Here is a 20,636-nt window from a genome sequence, read left to right as displayed (position 1 = left end):
AGGGAGAGAATGAGCGGACACACAGCATCGGTTGCCGCTGCTCGTGTTCAACGCCTGCGCGTTTCGCGTGGCGCCGCCTTCTCGTCGCCCCTGGCCAGGATCAACCCCTCGCGCGCCGAGATCCGGCGCCCAACGGCGGTTGACGGCAATCCCTTCCCCACAGCTTCCGCGACCCCCTACCCCGGGTCGTCACGTGCGCTGACCCTCCGAACCGATGCGTCGGGATCGGGGGGCGCACCATCGGGACCGCGCGGTTCGAGGAGAACGACGTCGACCGCCATGTCGAAAGTTCGTCATGGCCAACACCAACAAGATGCTCATCGACGCGATGCACCCGGAGGAGACCCGGGTTGTCACGGTACACGGTTCCCGGGTTGAGGAATTCGACTTCGAGGCGGCCAACCGGCGCCAGCTTCGTGGAAACATCTACCTCGCCAAGGTGACGCGCGTGGAGCCGTCGCTCCAGGCCGCCTTCATCGAATACGGCGGCAATCGCCACGGCTTCCTCGCCTTCAGCGAGATCCACCCCGACTATTACCAGATCCCGCTCGCCGACCGGCAGGCGCTGCTGGAGGACGATGCCCGCGAGGCCGAGGAGCACCGGGAGCGCGAGGAGCGCAAGCCCCGCCGCCGCTCGCGCGGGCGCCGCGACGGCGCCGCTGCCAAGGTGGCCCGGACCTCGGAGGCCGTGAGCCGCGAGGCCGAGTTCGAATCCGCCGACGCGCGTCCCGAGAACGATCCGGCGATCGGTGCCGCCGACGCCCTTCTGGAGGGCGGCCTCACCGACGCGCCTCAGGGAATCGCGCCGGGCAGCGATGCCTCCGCCGACCTGCCAGCCGCGGTCCTCGCGAGCGGCGAGATCCCGGAGACCTCCGAGACTTCCCAGACTTCCGAAACTTCCGAGAATCCCCAGACGTCCGAGGCTGTCTCGAACGAGGCGCCGGTCCTATCCGACGAAGCCAGCCGGCCCGAGGCATCCGAGACCGCCACGGACGAGGCGCCGGTCGAGCCCGCCGCCCTGGCCCGCGAGGCGGACCCGATGGGCGAGTCCGTCGTCGCGGACGCCCCCGCTTTCGAGACCGAGACGACCGCCGAGTCCGACGACGAGGCGGACGAGGACTCCGACGAGGATGAGGACGATTCGGACGACGAGTCCGAGGACGACGACGATTCCGACGAGGATGAGGACGACGACGAGGAGAACGAGGGCGAGGACGGCGAGCGCGAGCAGAAGATCGCGCAGGTCGGCGGCGACGCCATGGCCGAGATCCCCGAGCGTCCCCGCACCTACCGCCGGCACTACAAGATCCAGGAGGTGATCAAGCGCCGCCAGATCATCCTGGTGCAGGTCGTCAAGGAGGAGCGCGGCACCAAGGGTGCGGCGCTGACCACCTACCTGTCGCTCGCCGGGCGCTACTCGGTGCTGATGCCCAACACGGGCCGGGGCGGCGGCATCTCCCGCAAGATCACCTCGGCCGCCGACCGCAAGCGTCTCAAGGAAGTCGCCCAGGACCTGGAGGTCCCCGAGGGGATGGGCGTGATCCTGCGCACGGCCGGCGCCTCGCGCACCAAGCCCGAGATCAAGCGCGACTTCGAGTACCTGATGCGCCTGTGGGAGAGCGTGCGCGAGCTGACGCTGTCCTCCTCCGCTCCGGCCCTGGTCTACGAGGAGGGCTCGCTGATCAAGCGCGCCATCCGCGACCTCTACAACAAGGACATCGACGACATCCTGGTGGCGGGCGACGAGGCCTATCGCGAGGCGCGCGACTTCATGCGCATGCTGATGCCCGGCCAGTCCAAGGTCGTTCAGCCCTATCGCGACACCACCCCGATCTTCGCGCGCCACGGCGTCGAGCAGCAGCTCGACGCGATGTTCTCGACGCACGTGACCCTGAAGTCCGGCGGCTACCTCGTCATCAACCCGACCGAGGCGCTGGTCTCCATCGACGTGAACTCGGGCCGCTCCACCCGCGAGCACGACATCGAGGACACGGCCCTGCGCACCAACATGGAGGCGGCCGAGGAGGTCGCCCGCCAGCTGCGCCTGCGCGACCTCGCCGGCCTCGTCGTGATCGACTTCATCGACATGGAGGAGAAGCGCAACAACCGCGCCGTCGAGAAGAAGCTCAACGAGTGCCTGAAGAACGACCGCGCCCGCATCCAGGTCGGCCGGATCTCGCCCTTCGGCCTGCTGGAGATGAGCCGCCAGCGCATCCGCACCGGCATGCTGGAGAGTTCGTCGCTCCCTTGCGCGCATTGCGGCGGCTCGGGCTACGTCCGGGCGACCGCGTCGGTGGCCCTGCAGATCCTGCGCGCCATCGAGGAGTCGCTCCTCAAGAGCACCAGCCACAACCTCATCCTGCGCACCCGCACCGAGGTGGCGCTCTACATCCTGAACCAGAAGCGTGCCCACCTGCGCGAGCTCGAGGTGCGCTTCGGCGTGTCCGTGACCGTCGCCGCCGATGAGCGCCTCGCGGCCAACGCGACCTTCCAGCTCGACCGGGGCGAGCCCGCCATCCGCGTGGAAGGGCCCGTGACGGGCGTCCGCGCGGTGGCCATCAACTCGGCCCTGGCGCCCGAGGAGGATTTCGATCCTGAGATCGAGGCCGAGGACGAGGTTATCGAGGCGGAGGCCGAGGAGGACGAGGCCGAGGCCGGGGAAACCCGCGAGAAGTCGGCCGAGGGGGGCGAGGGCCGGGGCGGCCGCCGCCGCCGTCGTCGCCGTCGCGGCGGACGCTCCGACACCGCCGAGCACGCCGCCGGCGAGGGCACCCAGACCGACGGTGACGACGAGGGCGAGGAGACCGACGAGGTTGCCGCCCGCGCCGAAGGGGATGAGACGCTCGCCGAGCCGGCTTCCGAGACGGCTTCCGCCAGTGAGACGGCCTCCACCGGCGAGGCCGCTTCATCCGGCGAGGATGACGGCAACGGCCGTCGCCGCCGGCGTGGGCGGCGGGGCGGTCGCGGCCGTGATCGCGAGGGTCGTTCCCGCGACGGCGAGGGCGAGGCCCAGGGCGCCGAGGCCCATATCGGTTCGGTCGAGGGTGACGAGGGCGCGGCCGATGCGCCGACCGCCTTCCTCGGCGGCGAGGAGCCGGTGAGCGCCGAGGCGGTTGCCGCCGCGACGCCGAGCGAGGCCGCTGCCCCGGCGGAGGCTCCGGCCTGGAGCGAAGCCGCGCCGGTGCAGGACGCGCAGCCGGAGGCGACGCCGGTCGAAGGGCCCGCGCCGGTCTCCGACCCGGTGCCGGAGGCCCCGGCGCCTCAGGCCGCGGAGCCGGTCGCGGTGGTGCTCACGCCCGCCGATCCCGACCGTCCGAAGCGGGCCGGCTGGTGGTCGCGTACCAAGGCTGCGCTGACCGGCGAGTAAGCGCAGACCGCCCAGGCGAAACGAAGCGGGGTCGGCCTTGGGGCCGGCCCCGTTTCGCGTTTCAGCGCAGCCAGCCCTTGAGGCGGCGGACCGCGTCGACGCAGTCCGCCTGCGATCCCGCGAAGGAGAAGCGCACGTGGTGGCCGCCCTCCACGGGGTCGAAATCGAGGCCCGGGGTTGCGGCGACCCCCGCCTCGTCGAGCATGCGCCGGCAGAAGGCGCTGGCATCGTCGGTGAGGTTGGAGACGTCGGTGTAGAGGTAGAAGGCACCGTCCGCCGGGTGCGTCCGCCCCAGCCCGAGGCCCGGGAAGGCGTCGAGGAGGAGCGCCCGGTTGGCGGCGTAGCCCGCCCGCACCGCCTCGACCTCCTCCACCGCGTCGAAGGCCGCGAGCGCCGCCACCTGCGAGAGGTAGGGGGCGGAGATGTAGAGGTTCTGGGCCAGGCGCTCCACCGGGCGGGCGAGCCAGTCCGGCACCACCATCCAGCCGATGCGCCAGCCGGTCATGCACCAGGTCTTCGAGAACGAGTTGATCACGATGGCGTCGTCGTCGTGGCGCAGGGCCGTGTCGGTGGGCAAGCCGTAGGCGAGGCCGTGATAGATCTCGTCCGAGATGAAGCGCAGCCCGAGCGCCCGCGCCGCGGCGCAGAGATCGGCGAGGCGGTCCGGCGCGATCACCGTGCCGGACGGGTTGGCGGGGCTCATCACCAGCAGGCCGGAGAGCGGATCCCGTGCGTGCAGTGCCCGCAGGGCGTCCCCCGTCGGGGCGAAACGATCGGCGTCCCGCAGCGTCAGCGGGGCCGGCACGAGGTCGAGGGCGTTGAGCAGGCTGCGATAGGCCGGGTAGCCCGGCTGCGGCACCGCGATGCGGGCGCCCGCATCGAACAGGGCAAGGAAGGCGAGCACGAACCCGGCCGAGGAGCCGGTGGTCACCACCACCCGGCCCGGGGACATCGTCACCCCGTAGGTCTCGGCATAGTGGCGGGCGATGCGCTCGCGCAGGGCCGGCAGGCCCAGCGCCTGCGTGTAGGGGAGCGCGCCGGTGGCCAGCGCCGCCTGCGCGGCGGCGATCACCGCGCGGGGTGCCGGAGCCGAGGGCTGGCCGACCTCCATGTGCACGACGCCCTCCCCGCGCGCCTCGCGGGCGGCGGCGGCGGACATCACGTCCATGGCGAGGAACGGGGCGACGCGCGCCGCGCGCCGGGAGGAAAGGTTCGGGGGTCGAATCGGGCTTGCGGTCATCCGCTCCGTCATAGCCGCAGGCCCGCCCGAGGGCCAAACCGCCATTCGGCGATTGACCGCCCGCCGCGAAAACGCCTAACCCGACGACTAATCGCACGCCTGTCCGATTGAGGACCCCCCGATGGCCGGCCTACGCCTGACCGGTCCCGCCCCGCGAGGACGTATGCCCCTGTTCCGATCCCTGCTCTCCGTCACGTTCCTCGCCGGCACCCTGACCATGGCGACGGCACAGACGGTTCCGGGCCAGACCGCCCCGGCCGCCCCCTTCACGGACGCGCAGCGCCAGGCGATCGAGGGCATCATCAAGGATTACCTGGTCAAGAATCCGGACGTGCTGCAGGAGGCGATCGCCGAGGGCGAGCGCCGGCAGCAGGAGACCCAGAAGCTGGCGCAATCCGCCGCGCTCAAGGAGTCGCGCGAAGCGCTGGTCAACTCGCCCCACGGCGTGGTCGCGGGCAACCCGGCCGGCGACGTCACCCTGGTGGAGTTCTTCGACTACAATTGCGGGTATTGCCGCAAGGCGCTCACCGACATCCAGGCCCTGATCAAGGGCGACCCGAAGCTGCGCGTGGTCCTCAAGGACTTCCCCGTGCTCGGCGCCGAGTCCCTCGAGGCCAGTAAGATCGCCCTGGCCGCCAAGCAGCAGCTGAAAGCGGACAAGGTCTTCGAGTTCCACACTAAGCTTCTTGAGTCGAAGGGCCGGGTCAATGCCGAGCGGGCGCTGGCCGTCGGCAAGGAGATGGGCCTCGACGTGGCCCGGCTGACCCGGGACGCGCAGGGCGCCGAGGTGAAGGCGGCCCTGTCCGAGAATGTCGGTCTCGGCGACAAGCTCGGCCTGTCGGGCACCCCCGCCTTCATCATCGGAGACGAGATCATCCCGGGCGCGGTCGGCATCGAGCCGATCCGGAAGATCATCACCGATGTGCGCCAGTGCGGCCACGCGGCCTGCTGAGACCCTAGTTCATGCTGTCGCGGGTGGTGCGCTGGTGCCGCCGCCCGTCGCGCACCACATGGGGTCCGCGTCCGGTCCTTCCCGCCCGGACGCGCGACCCGCATTTCATCCCGACCGAACCTCGCACCTGACCTGAAGACGACCAAGCCGATGCCTAAGGAGCCGATGTCCAAGAACGACCCCTTCGATCCGGAGCTCGTGCGCGAGCTCGCCACGCTCATCAACGAGACCGATCTCAGCGAGATCGAGGTCGAGAAGGGGGATCTGCGCATCCGCGTCGCCCGCCGGATCGAGGCGGTGCAGGTTCAGGTGGCGGCCCCGGCGCCCGCCATGGTCCAGGCCGCCGCCCCGGCGCCCGTCTCCGGGCCCGGCGGCGCGCCCGAACGCGGCAAGGCCGGCGTCGGCCACCCCGGCGCGGTGCCCTCCCCGATGGTTGGAACCGCGTATCGCCGCCCCTCGCCGGATGCCAAGCTGTTCGTGGATGTCGGCTCGAAGGTCGAGGCCGGCGAGAAGCTTCTGCTCATCGAGGCGATGAAGACCTTCAACGAGATCGTGGCGCCGCGCGCCGGCACCGTCACCGCCGTCTTCGTCGAGGACGGTCAACCCGTCGAGTTCGGCGAACCCCTCCTCGTCATCGAGTGAGCCGGGCCGCACCCATGTTCGACAAGATCCTGATCGCCAACCGGGGCGAGATCGCCCTGCGCATCCTGCGCGCGGCCAAGGAACTCGGGATCGCCACCGTGGCGGTCCATTCCACCGCCGACGCCGACGCGATGCACGTGCGTCTGGCCGACGAGAGCGTCTGCATCGGGCCGCCCGCGGCCCGTGACAGCTACCTCAACATTCCGTCGATCATCGCCGCCTGCGAGATCACCGGGGCGGATGCGGTGCATCCGGGCTACGGCTTCCTCTCCGAGAACGCCCGGTTCGCCGAGGTGCTCGCCCATCACAACATTGGTTTCATCGGGCCCAAGGCGGAGCATATCCGCATCATGGGCGACAAGATCGAGGCCAAGCGCACGGCCAAGCGCCTCGGCATTCCCTGCGTGCCCGGCTCCGAAGGCGGCGTCGAGGACCCGGAGGAGGCCAAGCGCATCGCGGCCGAGATCGGTTACCCGGTGCTGGTGAAGGCGGCCTCCGGCGGCGGCGGACGCGGCATGAAGGTCGCTCGCACCGAAGCCGATCTGGAGCAGGCGCTGGGCATGGCCCGCACGGAGGCCAAGGCTGCCTTCGGCGACGATGCCGTGTACCTGGAGAAATACCTGGAGAAGCCGCGCCACATCGAGGTTCAGGTGCTGGGCGACGGACGCGGCAACGCGGTGCATCTCGCCGAGCGCGACTGCTCGCTCCAGCGCCGGCACCAGAAGGTCTGGGAGGAAGGCGGTTCGCCCGTCATCAGCGCCGAGACCCGCGCCGAGATCGGCGGGATCTGCGCCCGCGCGATGCAGGAACTGAAGTACCTCGGCGCCGGGACGGTGGAGTTCCTTTACGAGGACGGACGCTTCTACTTCATCGAGATGAACACCCGCATCCAGGTCGAGCATCCGGTGACCGAGATGATCACCGGGATCGACCTCGTGAACGAGCAGATCCGCGTCGCTGCCGGGCTTCCGCTCTCGGTCACCCAGGACGAGATCAGGGTCGAGGGCCACGCCATCGAGTGCCGGATCAATGCCGAGCACCCGGCGACCTTCCGCCCCTCGCCCGGCCTCATCACCTACTTCCATCCGCCCGGCGGGCTCGGTGTCCGGGTCGATTCGGCGGTCTTCCAGGGCTACCGCATCCCGCCGAACTACGACTCGCTGATCGGCAAGCTCATCGTGCATGGGCGTACCCGCAACGAGTGCCTGATGCGCCTGCGCCGTGCCCTGGACGAGTTCGTGGTGGACGGCGTCGATACCACCCTTCCGTTGTTCCGTACCCTGGTGCGCAACGCTGACGTGCAGAAGGGCGCCTACGACATCCATTGGCTCGAAGGCTTCCTGGAGCAGGGCGGACTCGACGAGCCCTGAGACGAGGAGCTGGGGAAAGAGCGGTGACAGCGGCGGATCGTCGGGAACGAGTTGGGCCCTGTCCCGTTTCCGGTCGTCATCCCGGCCCTGTCTCCTCCTCCGAGGACGGGGCCTCACCGATAGGAACTCCCCACCGTGCGCCTGACGACCTCCCTCCTTGCCGGCCTCCTGCTCGCCACCCCTGCCCTGGCCCAATCGCCGTCCGGCAATGTCGACCAGCCCGAGCGCGCCGTTCCCCAGGCCGGCAGCACCACCCGCGGCCCGATCGACAACCCCTCGTCCAAGGGCATGGCCCCGGCGGGCGGCTCGGCCGCGGCGCCGGTCGGCGGGGCGGGCGTGAGCCCGGGCGCGGGCAGCGTCGATTCTGCCAAGGGTGGTAACGCCAACGACACGAACCGCTCCGTTCCGAACACCGGCAGCACCTCGGGCGGCTCGGCTCGCTGAGGTAGCCCGAACCTCGCGAGAGGTTCGAAAATCTGAAGATTAGCGTTTCGCCCATACGAAGCCGGCCCGAAAGGGCGGGCTTTTTCGTGCGTGCTGGGTGACGGCGAGGAATCGCGATGTGCGGCGGCGCACAATCGAATTGTGCACTCGCGTTGGCCGATTGGTCCCTATTGGGTCTTGCTGTTCAGGGGCTCAGCCGATGTGAGCCGAAGCGGCGCTGAGCCGGAGCCTCCGACACGGTTGCATTGGGAATGATCTCTGCCGGATCCAGACCAATCCGCTGCGACAGATTGCCGGCGAAATATCCTGGGAACGCGACGAGGCGGCAAATCTTCTTAGTCCACGCCGGTGAGGCGGGACCGCTCCGGACGCCAAGCCCGAGACGCAAATCCCCCCTTGATGAACCGGATGAATTCCGAACGTTCGATATCCCGAAAGACGATTATGCGCCGCTTCAGCCTGACCTTCGCCGCTGCCTCCCTCATCGCCACCGCGGCGTTCGCCCAATCCCCGTCCGGCAATGTCGGCCAGCCCGAGCGTGCCGTGCCCCAGGCCGGCGGCACCACGCGTGGTCCGATCGACAACCCGTCCGTCTACGGCGCCTACCGGAACGCCGATGGCCGCGTCGACCTGGATGTGACTGGGACTGTGGCCGAGCCGGCCTACGGTTCGAACCTCGAGGCGATCACGGAGGATTCCGCCAAGGGCGGCAACGCCGAGCAGACCAACCGCATCGTCCCGAACCTCGGCACCACCTCCGGTGGCCCGAAGTTCTAGTCTGCGGCACCTGTTTCTCCACGGGTGACAGGGCGGGGCCGGACGGTCCCGCCTTTTTCGTGTGACGGCGACGTGTGCGACGCGCGTGCCTCTGGCCTTCGGCGCTGCGTCGCTTCAAAATCTGCCTATGGACGATGGCGACCGCGTGGAGATCACGCCCGAGATCCTGCTCAAGGCCTACGCGGCCGGCATCTTCCCGATGGCCGAGGATGCCGACGATCCGGCGATCTACTGGGTCGAGCCCCGTGCGCGGGGCATCCTGCCCCTCGACGGCTTCCACCTCTCGAAGCGCCTGGCCCGCACCATCCGCTCCGATCTGTTCGAGGTCCGCACCGATCAGGATTTCGATGCGGTGATCGCCGGTTGCGCGGCGCCGCGCGCCAATGCCGAGCGGACCTGGATCAACGGCCGGATCCGCGACCTCTACGGCGCCCTGTTCGAGGCCGGACACGCGCACACCGTGGAGGTCTTCCTGGACGGGCAGCGCGTCGGCGGCCTCTACGGCGTCTCCCTCGGCGCGGCCTTCTTCGGCGAGAGCATGTTCCACACCGCGCGCGATGCCTCAAAGGTGGCCCTGGTCCACCTCGTGGCGCGCCTTCGGGCCGGCGGCTATCGCCTTGCCGACACCCAGTTCGTCACCGATCACCTCAGCCAGTTCGGGGCCGAGGAGGTGCCGCGCCACATCTACAAGCGCCGGCTCGCCGAGGCGATCGGCCAGAGCGCGAACTGGGATGTCTGGCCCGGTGACGGCTCCCTACGCGGACGCGACGTGCTGGCGGCGTTGGGAGGGTGAGCGACGCGCCGTGACGCGATCGCGCGGCGCCGAGCCTGCGCGGCTCAGCGGAAGAGGGCGTCGAACAGCGATTGCGGCTGTTGGGGCGGCGGCGCCGGGGCTGGGCCCTCGTTCGACGGGAAGAATTTTCGCGAAGGCTTCTGCTTCGGCTGGACGGGCACGCCACGCGGCGCTTCCACATCCATCTGGCCGTTCGGATTGACCTGCTGGGCGGTGCGCGTGGCGTCCTGCCCGCCCTTCTGCCGACGGGGCTTCTCGGGCTTGGAGGCCATGGCGGGCACGTCCTCCTGCTCGCGCGCCTCGGCAATCACGTCGCTGCCGCCCTTACAATCCACCAGCCAGACATCGTAGATCGGGTGCTCGATGGCGTGCAGGCCGGGGCTCGCGGCGAACATCCAGCCCGTGAAGATGCGGCGGTACTTGTTGTCGAGGGTGACCTCGTCGACCTCCAGGAACCCCGTGGTCTTCGGGCTCTCCGTGGGCGGCCGGCTGTAGCAGACCCGGGGGGTGAGCTGCAGCGCGCCGAACTGCACCGTCTCGTCCACCGCCACCTCGAACGAGACGATGCGGCCCGTGATCTTGTCGAGGCCGGAGAAGACGGCGGTCGGGTTCTTGATCTTGTCGGCGGAGGCCGGAAGGGCGGCGAGCCCGACCGCGATCGAGGCGAGGAGGAGGCGCTTGACCACGGGGCGGGACGATCCTGCTGTGCTGCGGCTCACGGACGACCCCTCTCGGTGACACGCTCCCTGACGGGCGACGGCGCGAGGTTGGGGTTAAGCCCGAGAAGATTGGTGGAAAAAGGGCCGGCTTCGACGCGTCGGCCTCAGTTGCCGGGGGTCCAGGGCACGTAATCGCCGGTGGCGGCCGGGCGCTGGCCGACATTCAGCTGCGAGCCGCGCGGCCGGTAGGCGCCGCTGGTCCCGGTCAGGTTCTCCACGTAGGGCTTCTGCCACTCGCGCGGGGTGTAGCCGTCCTCGCTCGGGGGCACGTCGCCGTTGTGGCAGAGCCAGGCGCGCCAGCCGGGCGGGACCTTCGAGGCGTCGGCGTAGCCGTTATAGACCACCCAGCGCCGCTCCGAGCCGACCGAGCGGTCGATCAGGGGGCCCTGGGCGCGATAGTAGGTGTTGCCGAGGTCATCCGTTCCTACCCGTTGCCCCTTGCGCGCCGTGTAGAGCGCGAGCGACATGGTCTGCCCGTTCCACCAGGTGAAGATGCGCAGGAGCGTGTCCTTGAGAGCCATCGCGTTCGCCCGAATGGGGCAAGCGTGCCCCGCCATCATGAGTGGCGCGGACTATGGTGAGGCGCATCCCCGAAGTCCAGTCGCCGCGCCCCGTCCGCGACGGGATGCGCGCGCGCCGGATGCGGCGCAAATCCCACACCCGGCACCGTTAACCATCCCGGCAGGGACGCCGGGGCCCATGCCGCCTGTGGGCGGAAAATTTTTCAGGTCCGATTCCGCCAAGCCGAAAGGACACTTACGCGCCTGCCCGGGATATCCACAGCTTTAAGGCGTGACCCACTACATCTAGCCCGGAACAGGTAGGCGGCATACTAGTTATTGACGTGAGACCCTGGGCCGACATACCTTCGGACCATCGCCGAGGCTGTTGCGTCGCCGGCGGATCACGGATTTTTCGATACCCCTTCCAGCGCTTCGCGGCGTTCGCGAGCGCTCGGCTTCATCATTCTTCGACACGGCGCCGCAGCTTCGTACGCGGCTCGGGAGACAGGTTCCATGCGGTTCGAGCGGCGCCATACGACGGCCGGACAATCCCCCTACGCGACGATTCCCTTTCGCAAGACCCTGAGCGAGATCCGCAACCCGGACGGCTCGACGGTCTTCCGCCTCGACGGTATCGAGGTGCCGGAGAGCTGGTCCCAGGTCGCCAGCGACGTCCTCGCGCAGAAGTACTTCCGCAAGGCCGGCGTGCCGGCGGCCCTACGGAAGGTGGAAGAGAACGACGTGCCGTCGTTCCTGTGGCGCTCAGTGCCCGACGAGGCCAAGCTCGCCGAATTGCCCGAGGCCGAACGCTACGTCTCCGAGATCTCCTCGACGCAGGTGTTCGATCGTCTGGCCGGCTGCTGGACCTACTGGGGCTGGAAGGGCGGATACTTCACGTCCGAGGCGGATGCGTCCGCCTTCCTCGACGAACTGCGCTTCATGCTGGCCCGCCAGATGGTGGCGCCGAACTCGCCGCAATGGTTCAACACCGGCCTGCACTGGGCCTACGGCATCGACGGTCCCGCGCAGGGCCACCATTACGTCGATTACCGCACCGGTGAGCTGACGAAGTCGGCCTCCTCCTACGAGCACCCGCAGCCGCATGCCTGCTTCATCCAGGGCGTGCAGGACGACCTCGTCAACGACGGCGGCATCATGGACCTGTGGGTTCGCGAGGCGCGCCTGTTCAAGTACGGCTCCGGCACCGGCTCCAACTTCTCGATGCTGCGCGGCGAGAACGAGCGGCTCGGCGGCGGCGGCAAGTCGTCCGGCCTGATGTCCTTCCTCAAGATCGGCGACCGGGCGGCCGGCGCGATCAAGTCGGGCGGCACCACCCGGCGCGCGGCCAAGATGGTCATCGTCGACATCGATCACCCGGATATCGAGCAGTACATCGACTGGAAGGTGAAGGAGGAGCAGAAGGTCGCCGCCCTGGTGACCGGCTCGAAGATCGTCTCCAAGCATCTTACCGCCGTCATGAAGGCCTGCACCCAGTGCGAGGCCGAGGGCGACGCCTGCTTCGACCTCGAGCGCAATCCCGTCCTGAAGAAGGCCGTGAAGGCCGCCCGCAAGGACATGGTCCCGGATTCCTACACCAAGCGGGTGATCCAGTTCGCACGCCAGGGCTTCACCAAGATCGATTTCCCCGTCTACGACACCGACTGGGATTCGGAAGCCTACCTCACGGTGGCCGGCCAGAACTCGAACAACTCGGTCTCGCTCACCGACGACTTCCTGCGCGCCGTCGAGAATGACGCTCCCTGGGAGCTGAAGGCCCGCACCACCGGCAAGACCACCAAGACCCTGCCCGCGCGCGAACTCTGGGAAAAGATCGGCGAGGCCGCCTGGGCCTCGGCCGATCCGGGCCTGCACTTCAACACCACGATGAACGACTGGCACACCTGCCCGGCGGGCGGTCGGATCCGGGCCTCGAACCCGTGCTCCGAGTACATGTTCCTCGACGACACCGCCTGTAACCTCGCCAGCGCCAACCTGCTGACGATGTACGACCGCGCCTCCAACCACTTCGACGTCGCCGCCTTCGAGCACCTCAACCGTCTCTGGACGGTGGTGCTCGAGATCTCGGTGATGATGGCGCAGTTTCCGTCGAAGGAGATCGCCGAGCTTTCCTACCGGTACCGGACGCTCGGCCTCGGCTACGCCAATATCGGCGGCCTTCTGATGAGCATGGGCCTGCCCTACGATTCCGATAAGGGTCGGGCCCTGGCCGGTGCACTCACCGCGATCATGACCGGTGTCGCCTACGCCACCTCGGCCGAGATGGCCGGCGAACTCGGGGCCTTCCCGACCTACGAGGAGAACGCGGACGCCATGCTCAAGGTGATCCGCAACCACCGCCGCGCGGCGCATGGCGAGGCTGAGGGCTACGAGTTCCTCTCCATCGCCCCCGTGCCCCTCGACCTCGCCAACGTGCCCCAGGCCGATCTCGCCGAGCGGGCGAAGCTCGCCTGGGACCGCGCCCTCGCCCTCGGCGAGGAGCACGGCTACCGCAATGCGCAGGCCACCGTGATCGCGCCCACCGGGACGATCGGTCTGGTGATGGATTGCGACACCACCGGCATCGAGCCCGACTTCGCGCTCGTGAAATTCAAGAAGCTCGCCGGCGGCGGCTACTTCAAGATCATCAACCGCGCCGTCCCGGATGCCCTGCGCACCCTGGGCTACCGCGAAGCCGAGATCGCCGAGATCGAGGCCTACGCGGTCGGCCACGGTTCGATGGGTCAGGCTCCGGCCATCAACCCCGGCTCGCTGCGGGCCAAGGGGTTCACGGACGACAAGATCGCCGCGGTGGAGGCGGGCCTGAAGTCGGCCTTCGACATCAAGTTCGTGTTCAACCGCTGGACGCTGGGCGACGACTTCCTGAAAGACGTGCTCAAGGTCCCGGCGGACAAGCTCGCCGACCCGACCTTCGAGATCCTGCCCTTTCTCGGTTACTCGAAGAAGGACATCGAGGCGGCCAACACGCACATCTGCGGCGCGATGACTCTCGAGGGAGCACCGTTCCTGAAACAAGAGCACTACGCGGTGTTCGACTGCGCCAACCCGTGCGGTCGCATCGGCAAGCGCTACCTCTCGGTGGAGAGCCACATCCGCATGATGGCGGCCGCACAGCCCTTCATCTCGGGCGCCATCTCCAAGACCATCAACATGCCCAACGACGCCACGGTCGAGGATTGCAAGAACGCCTACCGGCTGTCCTGGACCCTGGCGCTCAAGGCCAACGCCCTCTACCGCGACGGCTCGAAGCTGTCGCAGCCCCTGAATTCGGCCCTGATCGCCGATGAGGACGAGGATGCCGAGGAGATGGTCGAGGCGCTGATCGCGGCCCCGGCCGCCGCCAAGGCCGCACAGGTCGCCGAGAAGATCGTCGAGCGGGTGATCGAGCGCGTCGAGCGCATCCGCTCGCGCGAGAAGATGCCCCACCGCCGCAAGGGCTACACCCAGAAGGCCGTCGTCGGCGGACACAAGGTGTACCTGCGCACCGGCGAGTACGACGATGGCCGCCTCGGCGAGATCTTCATCGACATGCACAAGGAAGGTGCCACCTTCCGCAGCCTGATGAACAACTTCGCCATCGCGATCTCGCTCGGCCTCCAGTACGGCGTGCCGCTCGAGGAATACGTCGAAGCCTTCACCTTCACCCGCTTCGAGCCGGCGGGCTTCGTGCAGGGCAACGACGCGATCAAGAACGCCACCTCGCTGCTCGACTACGTGTTCCGCGAGCTGGCCGTGTCGTATCTCGGCCGCGCCGACCTCGCCCACGTCAACCCGTCCGAGATCGGCGGTACGGTGATCGGCGGCGGCGAGACCGACACCACCCGCGATCCGGCCAAGGCGGAGACCAGCGCCGCCAGCGTGGTCTCGCGCGGCCTCCTGCGCGGCTCGGCGGACCGCCTCACCCTGATCCAGGGCGGCCCGGCCGGCGGCACCCTCGGTGTCGGCGCCGCGACGACCGGCCAGACCAGCCCGGCCGGTGGTGTGGTGCATGCAATGCGGGGGTCGACGGCCTTAAAATCGGAAAGCAAGTTGGACGAAGATGATTCTGTTGCGCTAGGATATTCATCAAATTCGTCGACGTTATCCTCTACAGTTTCTGCGCGACGCGCAGAAGCAAAGCTGAAAGGATATGTTGGGGAATCCTGCCCTGAATGTGCGAACTTCACTATGGTGCGAAATGGGACGTGCTTGAAATGTGAAACCTGTGGCAGTACGACTGGTTGCTCGTAAGGCTTCTCTAAGTCGTGTTTTCCGATCGTCGAGCTACCTTTCGTAGCGACGAAATTGTCGAACGAGATGCAAATCTCGTTCGACAATGGGGGCAGATTTCAGGTCATAGTAAATTTAATGTTGTTCACCTTATTGAAGGTGCATTGCGTAAGCATTTGCCTCTCCCATTAGACATCAATTTCATTGATCCACGTCTAGATGGTGTGGAAGCTTTCGTCGAATTCGATCGAAAAGTCGACCGTGCATCTTTGTTCGTGAGGCGCTCCGTTTGGGTATTGGCGGAGGCAAATCACGATCTATCGAGATTTATATTGGCGCATGAGATAGGGCACCTAAAGATGCATCGGCATGATGCTTTAGGCTTTCCTAGATATGGAAAGTCCGCGCTGTCAGATCTTCAGGAACAAGAGCGAGCTGAACCGCAAGCGGACAAATTTGCGGATTGCTTGTTGGTTAAAGAAGATTTGCTTTTGGGATTCAGTGAAGAAGAAGAAATTGCATTTATGTTTGATGTGCCGATCAATTGTGCGCGGCGAAGGCTCCAAATTGTTCAGGATAAGGCAAGACGTCGATCTGCGCGGCATACGGGAGAGGCCTGCCCGGAATGCGCGAACTTCACGCTCGTGCATCACGGACCCTGCCTGAAATGCGACACTTGCGGTGGCACGATGGGCTACTTCTGATCCGAGAGGTCAGCATCAGGATGGCCAAGCGATGGGGAAGATCCTTTCGCCCGGTCGTGACTTTTCGATGGAGGGTGCTCCAGTCCCTCAAGTGCGGCGACGGCATGATCGAGCGACGGGCGAAGCGTGACTTCCCATCTAGTCGCACTCTTCGCTCGGCGATTACCCCTATTTCCCAGAGGTGGTGACAAAGCCGATGGTACCGAGCGGTTCAGCGCCGGCCTTATCCGATCTGCCAGGAGTAGAAGTTCCCACCAGCGATCGGCCCGTGATGTGTCCCGGTCCGCGCTCCCGAGCCGAAAACGCGCGATCGGTGGAACCGCGTGTTTGACGATTGTGGCGGATCGGGTGGACAACCGCGCCGCTACCCGGGAAAAGACTTCGGGCGTCGGGGCATCGACCGTTGGTGTCCGCCGGCGGCGGGATCGGCGTCCATGGACGACCCGCTCGGGGGAACGAAGACGTGACCGCACTGTCCCACGCCGTTGAGCGCGCCTGTGGCGCGATCCCCGATGGGACGGCCGTCCCGCCCGGTGGCGACCCGTTGGCTCCGGCGCGGCTCAGCCCGAAGGAGCACAAGATTCTGGGTCTTGCCGCGGCCAAGCGGAGTGGCGATCCGGTCGAGGGTGTGCTCGCCGCCACGTCCGACGCCTCCGCCAGTCCGAAGGCGCTTCCCCTGTGGCTGCTGCTGGTCGGGCGCGAATCGGTGCACCGGCATTGGGCGACCGTCACCGGGGTCGGCGTCATCTGGACGATCCTGGGGGTCGCCCTCGTGATCGACGCCCTCGACGGCGCCACCCACATTCCGGATCGCTGGTTCGGCCTCCTCCTCGTCTTCGAGGCCGTCAGCGCCTTCCTGCGCGGCCTCGTCGCCACCGGGGCCGCGCGCCGGTTGCGCCTCCTCAAGGCCGGGCTGCTCCTCGTCGTGGCGGTCCTGACGATGCTGTCCTCCGCCTCGAGCACGTTCCTGCTCGCGATGCTCTTCGGTACGGCCTTCCTGTTCGACGGGCTCTCGCGGGTGGTGCTCGCGCATGTCCTGCGCTTTCCTGGATGGCGATGGTCGGTCGTGTACGGGTCGCTGGGCATGGCCATCGGAATCCTGACCCTGGAGCCGTGGCCGACCTGGTACGCCGGCACGGTCGGCTTCAGCATCGGCGCCTTCCTGATCCTGACCGGCGTCAAGATCGCGTTCCTCGGCGTGCGGCTGCGGCGACCACCGGAGGATGCGGCCGGATCCGCGTCCGAAGGCGATTCGGACACGCTGACGGTCCATGTCTGGACGCCCACCGGAACGGCCTCGATCCCGGCCCGGCAGCGCCTCGTCCATCGCTACGTCGTCTCGGTGAATCGTGGCGGACACATCTCCACGGGTCACGCGGCGCTGGAGATGGCCGGGCGGGTCCGGGAGGGCGAACCCCCGGAGGATTCGCTCTACGTGAGCCACTATCCCGCCGTGGAAATCGATCGGTCGCCCGACAACCTGCGCGCGACCCTGCGCGCCGGCCCGGAAAACAACGTGCCGGGTCGCTTCCTGCCGAGCTATCGCGAGGAGGCGGACGACTGGTGCGAGGCGACCGTCACGGTGACGCTCCACGGGATCGACAGGGCACGCCTGCGCGCGTTCTGGAACGTGTATCGCCGGAATACGACCTACAACCTGGTCGGACGGAACTGTTCGACCGCCGTCGCGAACGCCCTCGACGCCGCCGTCGAGGGCAGTTTCAACCGCGCCGGTCGGCCGTGGCGGATGCTGGCCCGGGCCGCCATGAGCCCGGAGTTCTGGGCGGCCGCCGTCCTGCGCAACGGGGCCGGCGCGATGACGTGGACGCCGGGCCTGGTGCTCGACTACGCGCGCGCCCTCAGCACCCTGGTCGATCCCGTCTCGCCGGTTCCGGCCATTCGCTGGCGGGGCGTCAGGCGGCGCCTTGTTCGCAACTGGCGAGCGGAGACGGTGGCGCGCAAGCGGGCATCCCTGGCACGCGCGGAAACCCCGTCGAACGTCGCCTGAGGCCGGGTCCACGATCCGCCGGATCGGCGTCCCGGCCCGGTTGCGGGCTTCAGTCGTTCCAGCGTCGGACGGCCGTCCGGGAGGGCGCGAGATCGCGCGCGATGGCCAGCATCGCCGCGAGGGTGTCCGCCTCGTCCTGCTCGGCACCGTGGTCGCTGAGCTTGACGATCACCGTGCCGGTGTCGCGATTGACGTAGACGTACTGACCGTAGACGCCGATGGCCGAGATATCGTCGTCGCCGTCCGGCACGTGCCACCATTGCGCCGAGTAGGGCCAGCCATCGACCGCCTGCCGCGCCGGCGTCTCGATTCGTTCGATCCAGCGGGGTGGTACCACGGTCACCGAACCTACCCGGCCGCGGTCTGACACCATCAGCCCCAGGCGCGCGAAGTCGCGGGCGACCGCGTTGAGGCAGCAGAAGGCCTTCTCCGTCCCGCCGGCCCGGTCGAGGTTCCAGGTCGCGGCCGCTTCCGACCCCATGGGTCTCCAGATCTGGTCCGACAGGATGTCGGCCAGGGGCCTGCCCTGGATCCGGGCGAGGATCAGGCCGAGCACCTCCGTATCGATGCTCCTGTACTGACCCTTCCTGCCGGGCTTGGACGACAGGCTGGCGTGATCCTTGACGAAGGCATGGAGGTCGCGGGTCAGATACATTCCCGACGTGCCGACCAGCGGATCCCAGGGATCGTAGTTTTCCGGCACCGCGAGGCCGCTCGTCATGTCGAGGAGATCGCGAACGGTGATGTGGCCGACGGCGGGCGCTTCGCTCAGGTCCGGCAGCAGGGTCGAGATGCGATCCGTTTCGGCGAGTTGCCCCTTCGCGATCGCTTGTCCGACCAGGAGCGAGACCACCGACTTCGCCACGGACCAGGACGGAAACAGAGTCGCCGGGCCGAAGCCGGGCCGGTACCATTCATGCACCAGCACCCCGTTCTGCGTGACCAGGAACGCGTTGGTGTGGGTCGCCGCCAGCATCCCGGCGAGGGGGACACTGGCCCCCTTCCAGGGCACAGGATCGAGGATCGGGCGGATCTGGACCGGCAGAGCCCGTGGTGACGCCGCCGCCGCCACCGGCCGACTCGTGAACCAGGTCCCGACGGCGGAGGGTTCGAGGATGGCCAGAGCCGCCAGGGTCAGCGGATTCGGCAGGCCGAGAAGGGCCGTGGTTGCCCAGATCGCGCAACCCAGGGTTCCGGCCGCGAGGGCCAGGGCCACCGATCGCGGGTGACGCAGGCGGAGCCCGGATGTCGACGGCACCGGAGGACAGCCCTTCTGACGGCGGGACGCGTTCACAACCGGGAGACGGGTTGTCGGGGTGGGGATCAGTGGACCGAAGTCTGACCCGATGCAAGGATCGTCACGCCGACGGCGATCACCGCGATCCCGGCCATCATCGAGAGGGTGATCGGCTCGCCGAACAGGACCGCGCCCCCGAGCGCCGCGCCGACCATGCCGACCCCGGCCCAGATCGCGTAGACCACCCCGATCGGCAGCATGTTCATGCTGTTCGACATCAGCCAGAAGGCGGTGCCGTAGCCGATGACCGTGATGATCGTGGGCACCGGCTTGGTCAGTCCGTCCGCGGCTTTCAGCGCGAGCGTCGCCGTCACTTCGGCGCTGATTGCGAAGGCGAGAAGCAGATAGGGGTTCATGCGGGGAGCGTCCGGAGAAACGGAGGGCCGACGGAACGCCGGTGGGAGGCTTGCGCGCGCTAAGGGCCACCGGGCTCGTTAAGATCCGGTTTGGGGGCCGACCGGGTGCGGCCCAGGCAGGCGTGCGACCGCCCGAAGGCTGTCGAAGGGGGAGAGCTAGCGCAGGTGGTAGGAGACGCCGGCGATCAGCGCCTTCTCCTCGGTGTTGATGGTCCGCCGGGGATCGGCGCCGAACTTGTTGTGCCAGTACTGGAACCCGGCGAACACCTCGAACCGGTTCGGCGTCCCGCTGACCAGCGCCCCGACATCCAGCACCAGGTTGGTCTGAGAGACGAACTCCATCTGCGTCTCGTTCTGGTTCGTCGTCCCGTAGCGGCCCTTCGGCAGGATGATGGTGTTGAAGCCGGCGAGCGAGAGGGGGAGCCCCGTAAACGTCAGGGGCAGCGCGTAGGTCAACTCGAATTCCGGCGTCATCAGGAATTCGACGCTGCGAAACCGGCCGACGGCGAATCCGTTGCGCGAGAATTCCTTGTAGCCCTGGACCTTGAGGTTCAAGTATCCGGCCGGAACGTCGAAGGCGAAGTTGAGACCGAAGGTGCCGGCGCGCTTCTCGGAATCGAACTTCGTGTCCTTGGTGTTGATGTCGGCTCCGAAGGACAGGCCGATGTCCTTGACGACGCCGGGAATACTGAAGATCGTGGTGTCGAAGATCTTGTTCGGGCTCAGCACACCCCGGTAGATGAGGTAGGCCTCGGTGGCGCCGACACCCTCGAAATTCCCGAACTTGTCCCCGGCCGGATCCTGGGAGCCGGAGCGAAGGATATCGAGGGAGAGCAGGTTGGTGCCATAGTCCCACGCATTCGCGTGAAGGAGATTGATCACGTTCTTGGGCACCTCGCGGGGTTCCCGCCGGCCGTCCGCGCGCTCGATACCGATGCCGGGCTCCGCGGATGGGCCCTGGAAACGGTAGCTGATGATCGTGTCGGAGAAGCTGAACAGCGACGGCGGGGGAACCACCGGGATCGCCGATACGGCGCGGTCACGCGGGGGCGCCACATCGCCCTCCCCGGCTGACGCCGCGCCAACGAAGCCTTGCGCCAGACAAGCCAGAAGCAGCAGGCCCGGGCGGGCCACCCACGTGAGCATGAAAAACTCTCCCCCTCGACTGATCGCGCCTCCGTCTCCAGCCCACGCCGTCGATCGGTCGTGGCGGCCGCGGGCGCAGCCTGACCCGGCC

General features: G+C 67.9%; 15 protein-coding genes and 1 pseudogene. 10 read left to right on the top strand and 6 right to left on the bottom strand.

Annotated elements, in window-relative coordinates:
• The first annotated feature begins 295 nt into the window (after nt 1–295).
• Nucleotides 296–3,367 (top strand): ribonuclease E/G, encoded by a 3,072-nt coding sequence (locus tag OF380_RS18610; RefSeq protein WP_264046560.1) that lies wholly within the window; start codon nt 296–298, stop codon nt 3,365–3,367.
• 61 nt (nt 3,368–3,428) lie between these two features.
• On the opposite strand, the gene OF380_RS18605 is transcribed toward OF380_RS18610, so the two are convergent.
• Nucleotides 3,429–4,607, bottom strand: coding sequence for a pyridoxal phosphate-dependent aminotransferase (locus tag OF380_RS18605; protein ID WP_264046558.1), 1,179 nt, complete (start codon nt 4,605–4,607; stop codon nt 3,429–3,431).
• 163 nt (nt 4,608–4,770) lie between these two features.
• Between OF380_RS18605 and OF380_RS18600 the strand changes: the two genes are divergently transcribed.
• From OF380_RS18600 to aat, 6 genes are all read left to right on the top strand, one after another.
• Nucleotides 4,771–5,559: a DsbA family protein gene (locus tag OF380_RS18600; protein ID WP_264046557.1), complete on the top strand. Its 789-nt coding sequence runs from the start codon at nt 4,771–4,773 to the stop codon at nt 5,557–5,559.
• A 165-nt stretch (nt 5,560–5,724) separates the two neighbouring features.
• On the top strand, nt 5,725–6,201 hold the full coding sequence (gene accB, locus OF380_RS18595; protein WP_264046555.1) for an acetyl-CoA carboxylase biotin carboxyl carrier protein: 477 nt from the start codon (nt 5,725–5,727) through the stop codon (nt 6,199–6,201).
• Nucleotides 6,202–6,215: 14 nt separating this feature from the next.
• Nucleotides 6,216–7,571: an acetyl-CoA carboxylase biotin carboxylase subunit gene (gene accC / locus OF380_RS18590; protein ID WP_264046553.1), complete on the top strand. Its 1,356-nt coding sequence runs from the start codon at nt 6,216–6,218 to the stop codon at nt 7,569–7,571.
• 135 nt (nt 7,572–7,706) lie between these two features.
• Nucleotides 7,707–8,015 carry a hypothetical protein gene (locus OF380_RS18585; protein WP_264046551.1) on the top strand — a complete coding sequence of 103 codons (309 nt, stop codon included), beginning with the start codon at nt 7,707–7,709 and terminating at the stop codon, nt 8,013–8,015.
• Nucleotides 8,016–8,459: 444 nt separating this feature from the next.
• Nucleotides 8,460–8,792, top strand: a complete 333-nt coding sequence (locus OF380_RS18580; protein WP_264046549.1) for a hypothetical protein — start codon at nt 8,460–8,462, stop codon at nt 8,790–8,792.
• A 127-nt stretch (nt 8,793–8,919) separates the two neighbouring features.
• The gene (aat, locus tag OF380_RS18575; protein ID WP_264046547.1) at nt 8,920–9,585 is read left to right on the top strand and encodes a leucyl/phenylalanyl-tRNA--protein transferase; all 666 of its coding nucleotides are present in this window, start codon (nt 8,920–8,922) and stop codon (nt 9,583–9,585) included.
• A 44-nt stretch (nt 9,586–9,629) separates the two neighbouring features.
• On the opposite strand, the gene OF380_RS18570 is transcribed toward aat, so the two are convergent.
• Entirely contained in the window at nt 9,630–10,271 is a 642-nt protein-coding gene (locus tag OF380_RS18570; protein ID WP_264046546.1) for a DUF2155 domain-containing protein, read from the bottom strand.
• Between the two features lie 137 nt (nt 10,272–10,408).
• The gene (locus OF380_RS18565) at nt 10,409–10,825 is read right to left on the bottom strand and encodes an NADH:ubiquinone oxidoreductase subunit NDUFA12 (RefSeq protein ID WP_264046544.1); all 417 of its coding nucleotides are present in this window, start codon (nt 10,823–10,825) and stop codon (nt 10,409–10,411) included.
• Between the two features lie 495 nt (nt 10,826–11,320).
• On the opposite strand from OF380_RS18565, the gene OF380_RS18560 reads away from it, so the two are divergent.
• The 3 genes and pseudogenes from OF380_RS18560 (at nt 11,321) to OF380_RS18550 (ending at nt 17,746) form a co-directional block, all read left to right on the top strand.
• The gene (locus OF380_RS18560) at nt 11,321–15,055 is read left to right on the top strand and encodes a vitamin B12-dependent ribonucleotide reductase (protein WP_264046543.1); all 3,735 of its coding nucleotides are present in this window, start codon (nt 11,321–11,323) and stop codon (nt 15,053–15,055) included.
• A gap of 14 nt (nt 15,056–15,069) precedes the next feature.
• A pseudogene (locus OF380_RS18555) lies at nt 15,070–15,537 on the top strand (ImmA/IrrE family metallo-endopeptidase); the annotation flags it as partial.
• A 664-nt stretch (nt 15,538–16,201) separates the two neighbouring features.
• Complete coding sequence (locus OF380_RS18550; protein ID WP_264046539.1) at nt 16,202–17,746, top strand: HdeD family acid-resistance protein; 1,545 nt, start codon at nt 16,202–16,204, stop codon at nt 17,744–17,746.
• A gap of 49 nt (nt 17,747–17,795) precedes the next feature.
• On the opposite strand, the gene OF380_RS18545 is transcribed toward OF380_RS18550, so the two are convergent.
• The 3 genes from OF380_RS18545 to OF380_RS18535 form a co-directional block, all read right to left on the bottom strand.
• Nucleotides 17,796–19,004 carry a serine hydrolase domain-containing protein gene (locus OF380_RS18545; protein ID WP_264046537.1) on the bottom strand — a complete coding sequence of 403 codons (1,209 nt, stop codon included), beginning with the start codon at nt 19,002–19,004 and terminating at the stop codon, nt 17,796–17,798.
• Nucleotides 19,005–19,069: 65 nt separating this feature from the next.
• On the bottom strand, nt 19,070–19,399 hold the full coding sequence (locus tag OF380_RS18540) for a DMT family transporter (protein WP_264046535.1): 330 nt from the start codon (nt 19,397–19,399) through the stop codon (nt 19,070–19,072).
• 156 nt (nt 19,400–19,555) lie between these two features.
• Complete coding sequence (locus OF380_RS18535; protein ID WP_264046533.1) at nt 19,556–20,545, bottom strand: hypothetical protein; 990 nt, start codon at nt 20,543–20,545, stop codon at nt 19,556–19,558.
• Nucleotides 20,546–20,636: the final 91 nt, after the last annotated feature.

Source organism: Methylobacterium sp. FF17, from assembly GCF_025813715.1.
GTDB classification, from domain to species: domain Bacteria; phylum Pseudomonadota; class Alphaproteobacteria; order Rhizobiales; family Beijerinckiaceae; genus Methylobacterium; species Methylobacterium flocculans.
Note: the sequence above shows the minus strand (reverse complement) of the source record. Positions and strands in the feature narration are given on the sequence as shown.

Bases quoted from the DNA above. Each gene is read 5' to 3' on its own strand.
- OF380_RS18610 (WP_264046560.1), top strand. From the start codon at position 296: ATGGCCAACACCAACAAGATGCTCATCGACGCGATGCACCCGGAGGAG.
- OF380_RS18605 (WP_264046558.1), bottom strand. From the start codon at position 4,607: ATGACCGCAAGCCCGATTCGACCCCCGAACCTTTCCTCCCGGCGCGCG.
- OF380_RS18600 (WP_264046557.1), top strand. From the start codon at position 4,771: ATGCCCCTGTTCCGATCCCTGCTCTCCGTCACGTTCCTCGCCGGCACC.
- accB (WP_264046555.1), top strand. From the start codon at position 5,725: ATGTCCAAGAACGACCCCTTCGATCCGGAGCTCGTGCGCGAGCTCGCC.
- accC (WP_264046553.1), top strand. From the start codon at position 6,216: ATGTTCGACAAGATCCTGATCGCCAACCGGGGCGAGATCGCCCTGCGC.
- OF380_RS18580 (WP_264046549.1), top strand. From the start codon at position 8,460: ATGCGCCGCTTCAGCCTGACCTTCGCCGCTGCCTCCCTCATCGCCACC.
- aat (WP_264046547.1), top strand. From the start codon at position 8,920: ATGGACGATGGCGACCGCGTGGAGATCACGCCCGAGATCCTGCTCAAG.
- OF380_RS18565 (WP_264046544.1), bottom strand. From the start codon at position 10,825: ATGGCTCTCAAGGACACGCTCCTGCGCATCTTCACCTGGTGGAACGGG.
- OF380_RS18560 (WP_264046543.1), top strand. From the start codon at position 11,321: ATGCGGTTCGAGCGGCGCCATACGACGGCCGGACAATCCCCCTACGCG.
- OF380_RS18540 (WP_264046535.1), bottom strand. From the start codon at position 19,399: ATGAACCCCTATCTGCTTCTCGCCTTCGCAATCAGCGCCGAAGTGACG.
- OF380_RS18535 (WP_264046533.1), bottom strand. From the start codon at position 20,545: ATGCTCACGTGGGTGGCCCGCCCGGGCCTGCTGCTTCTGGCTTGTCTG.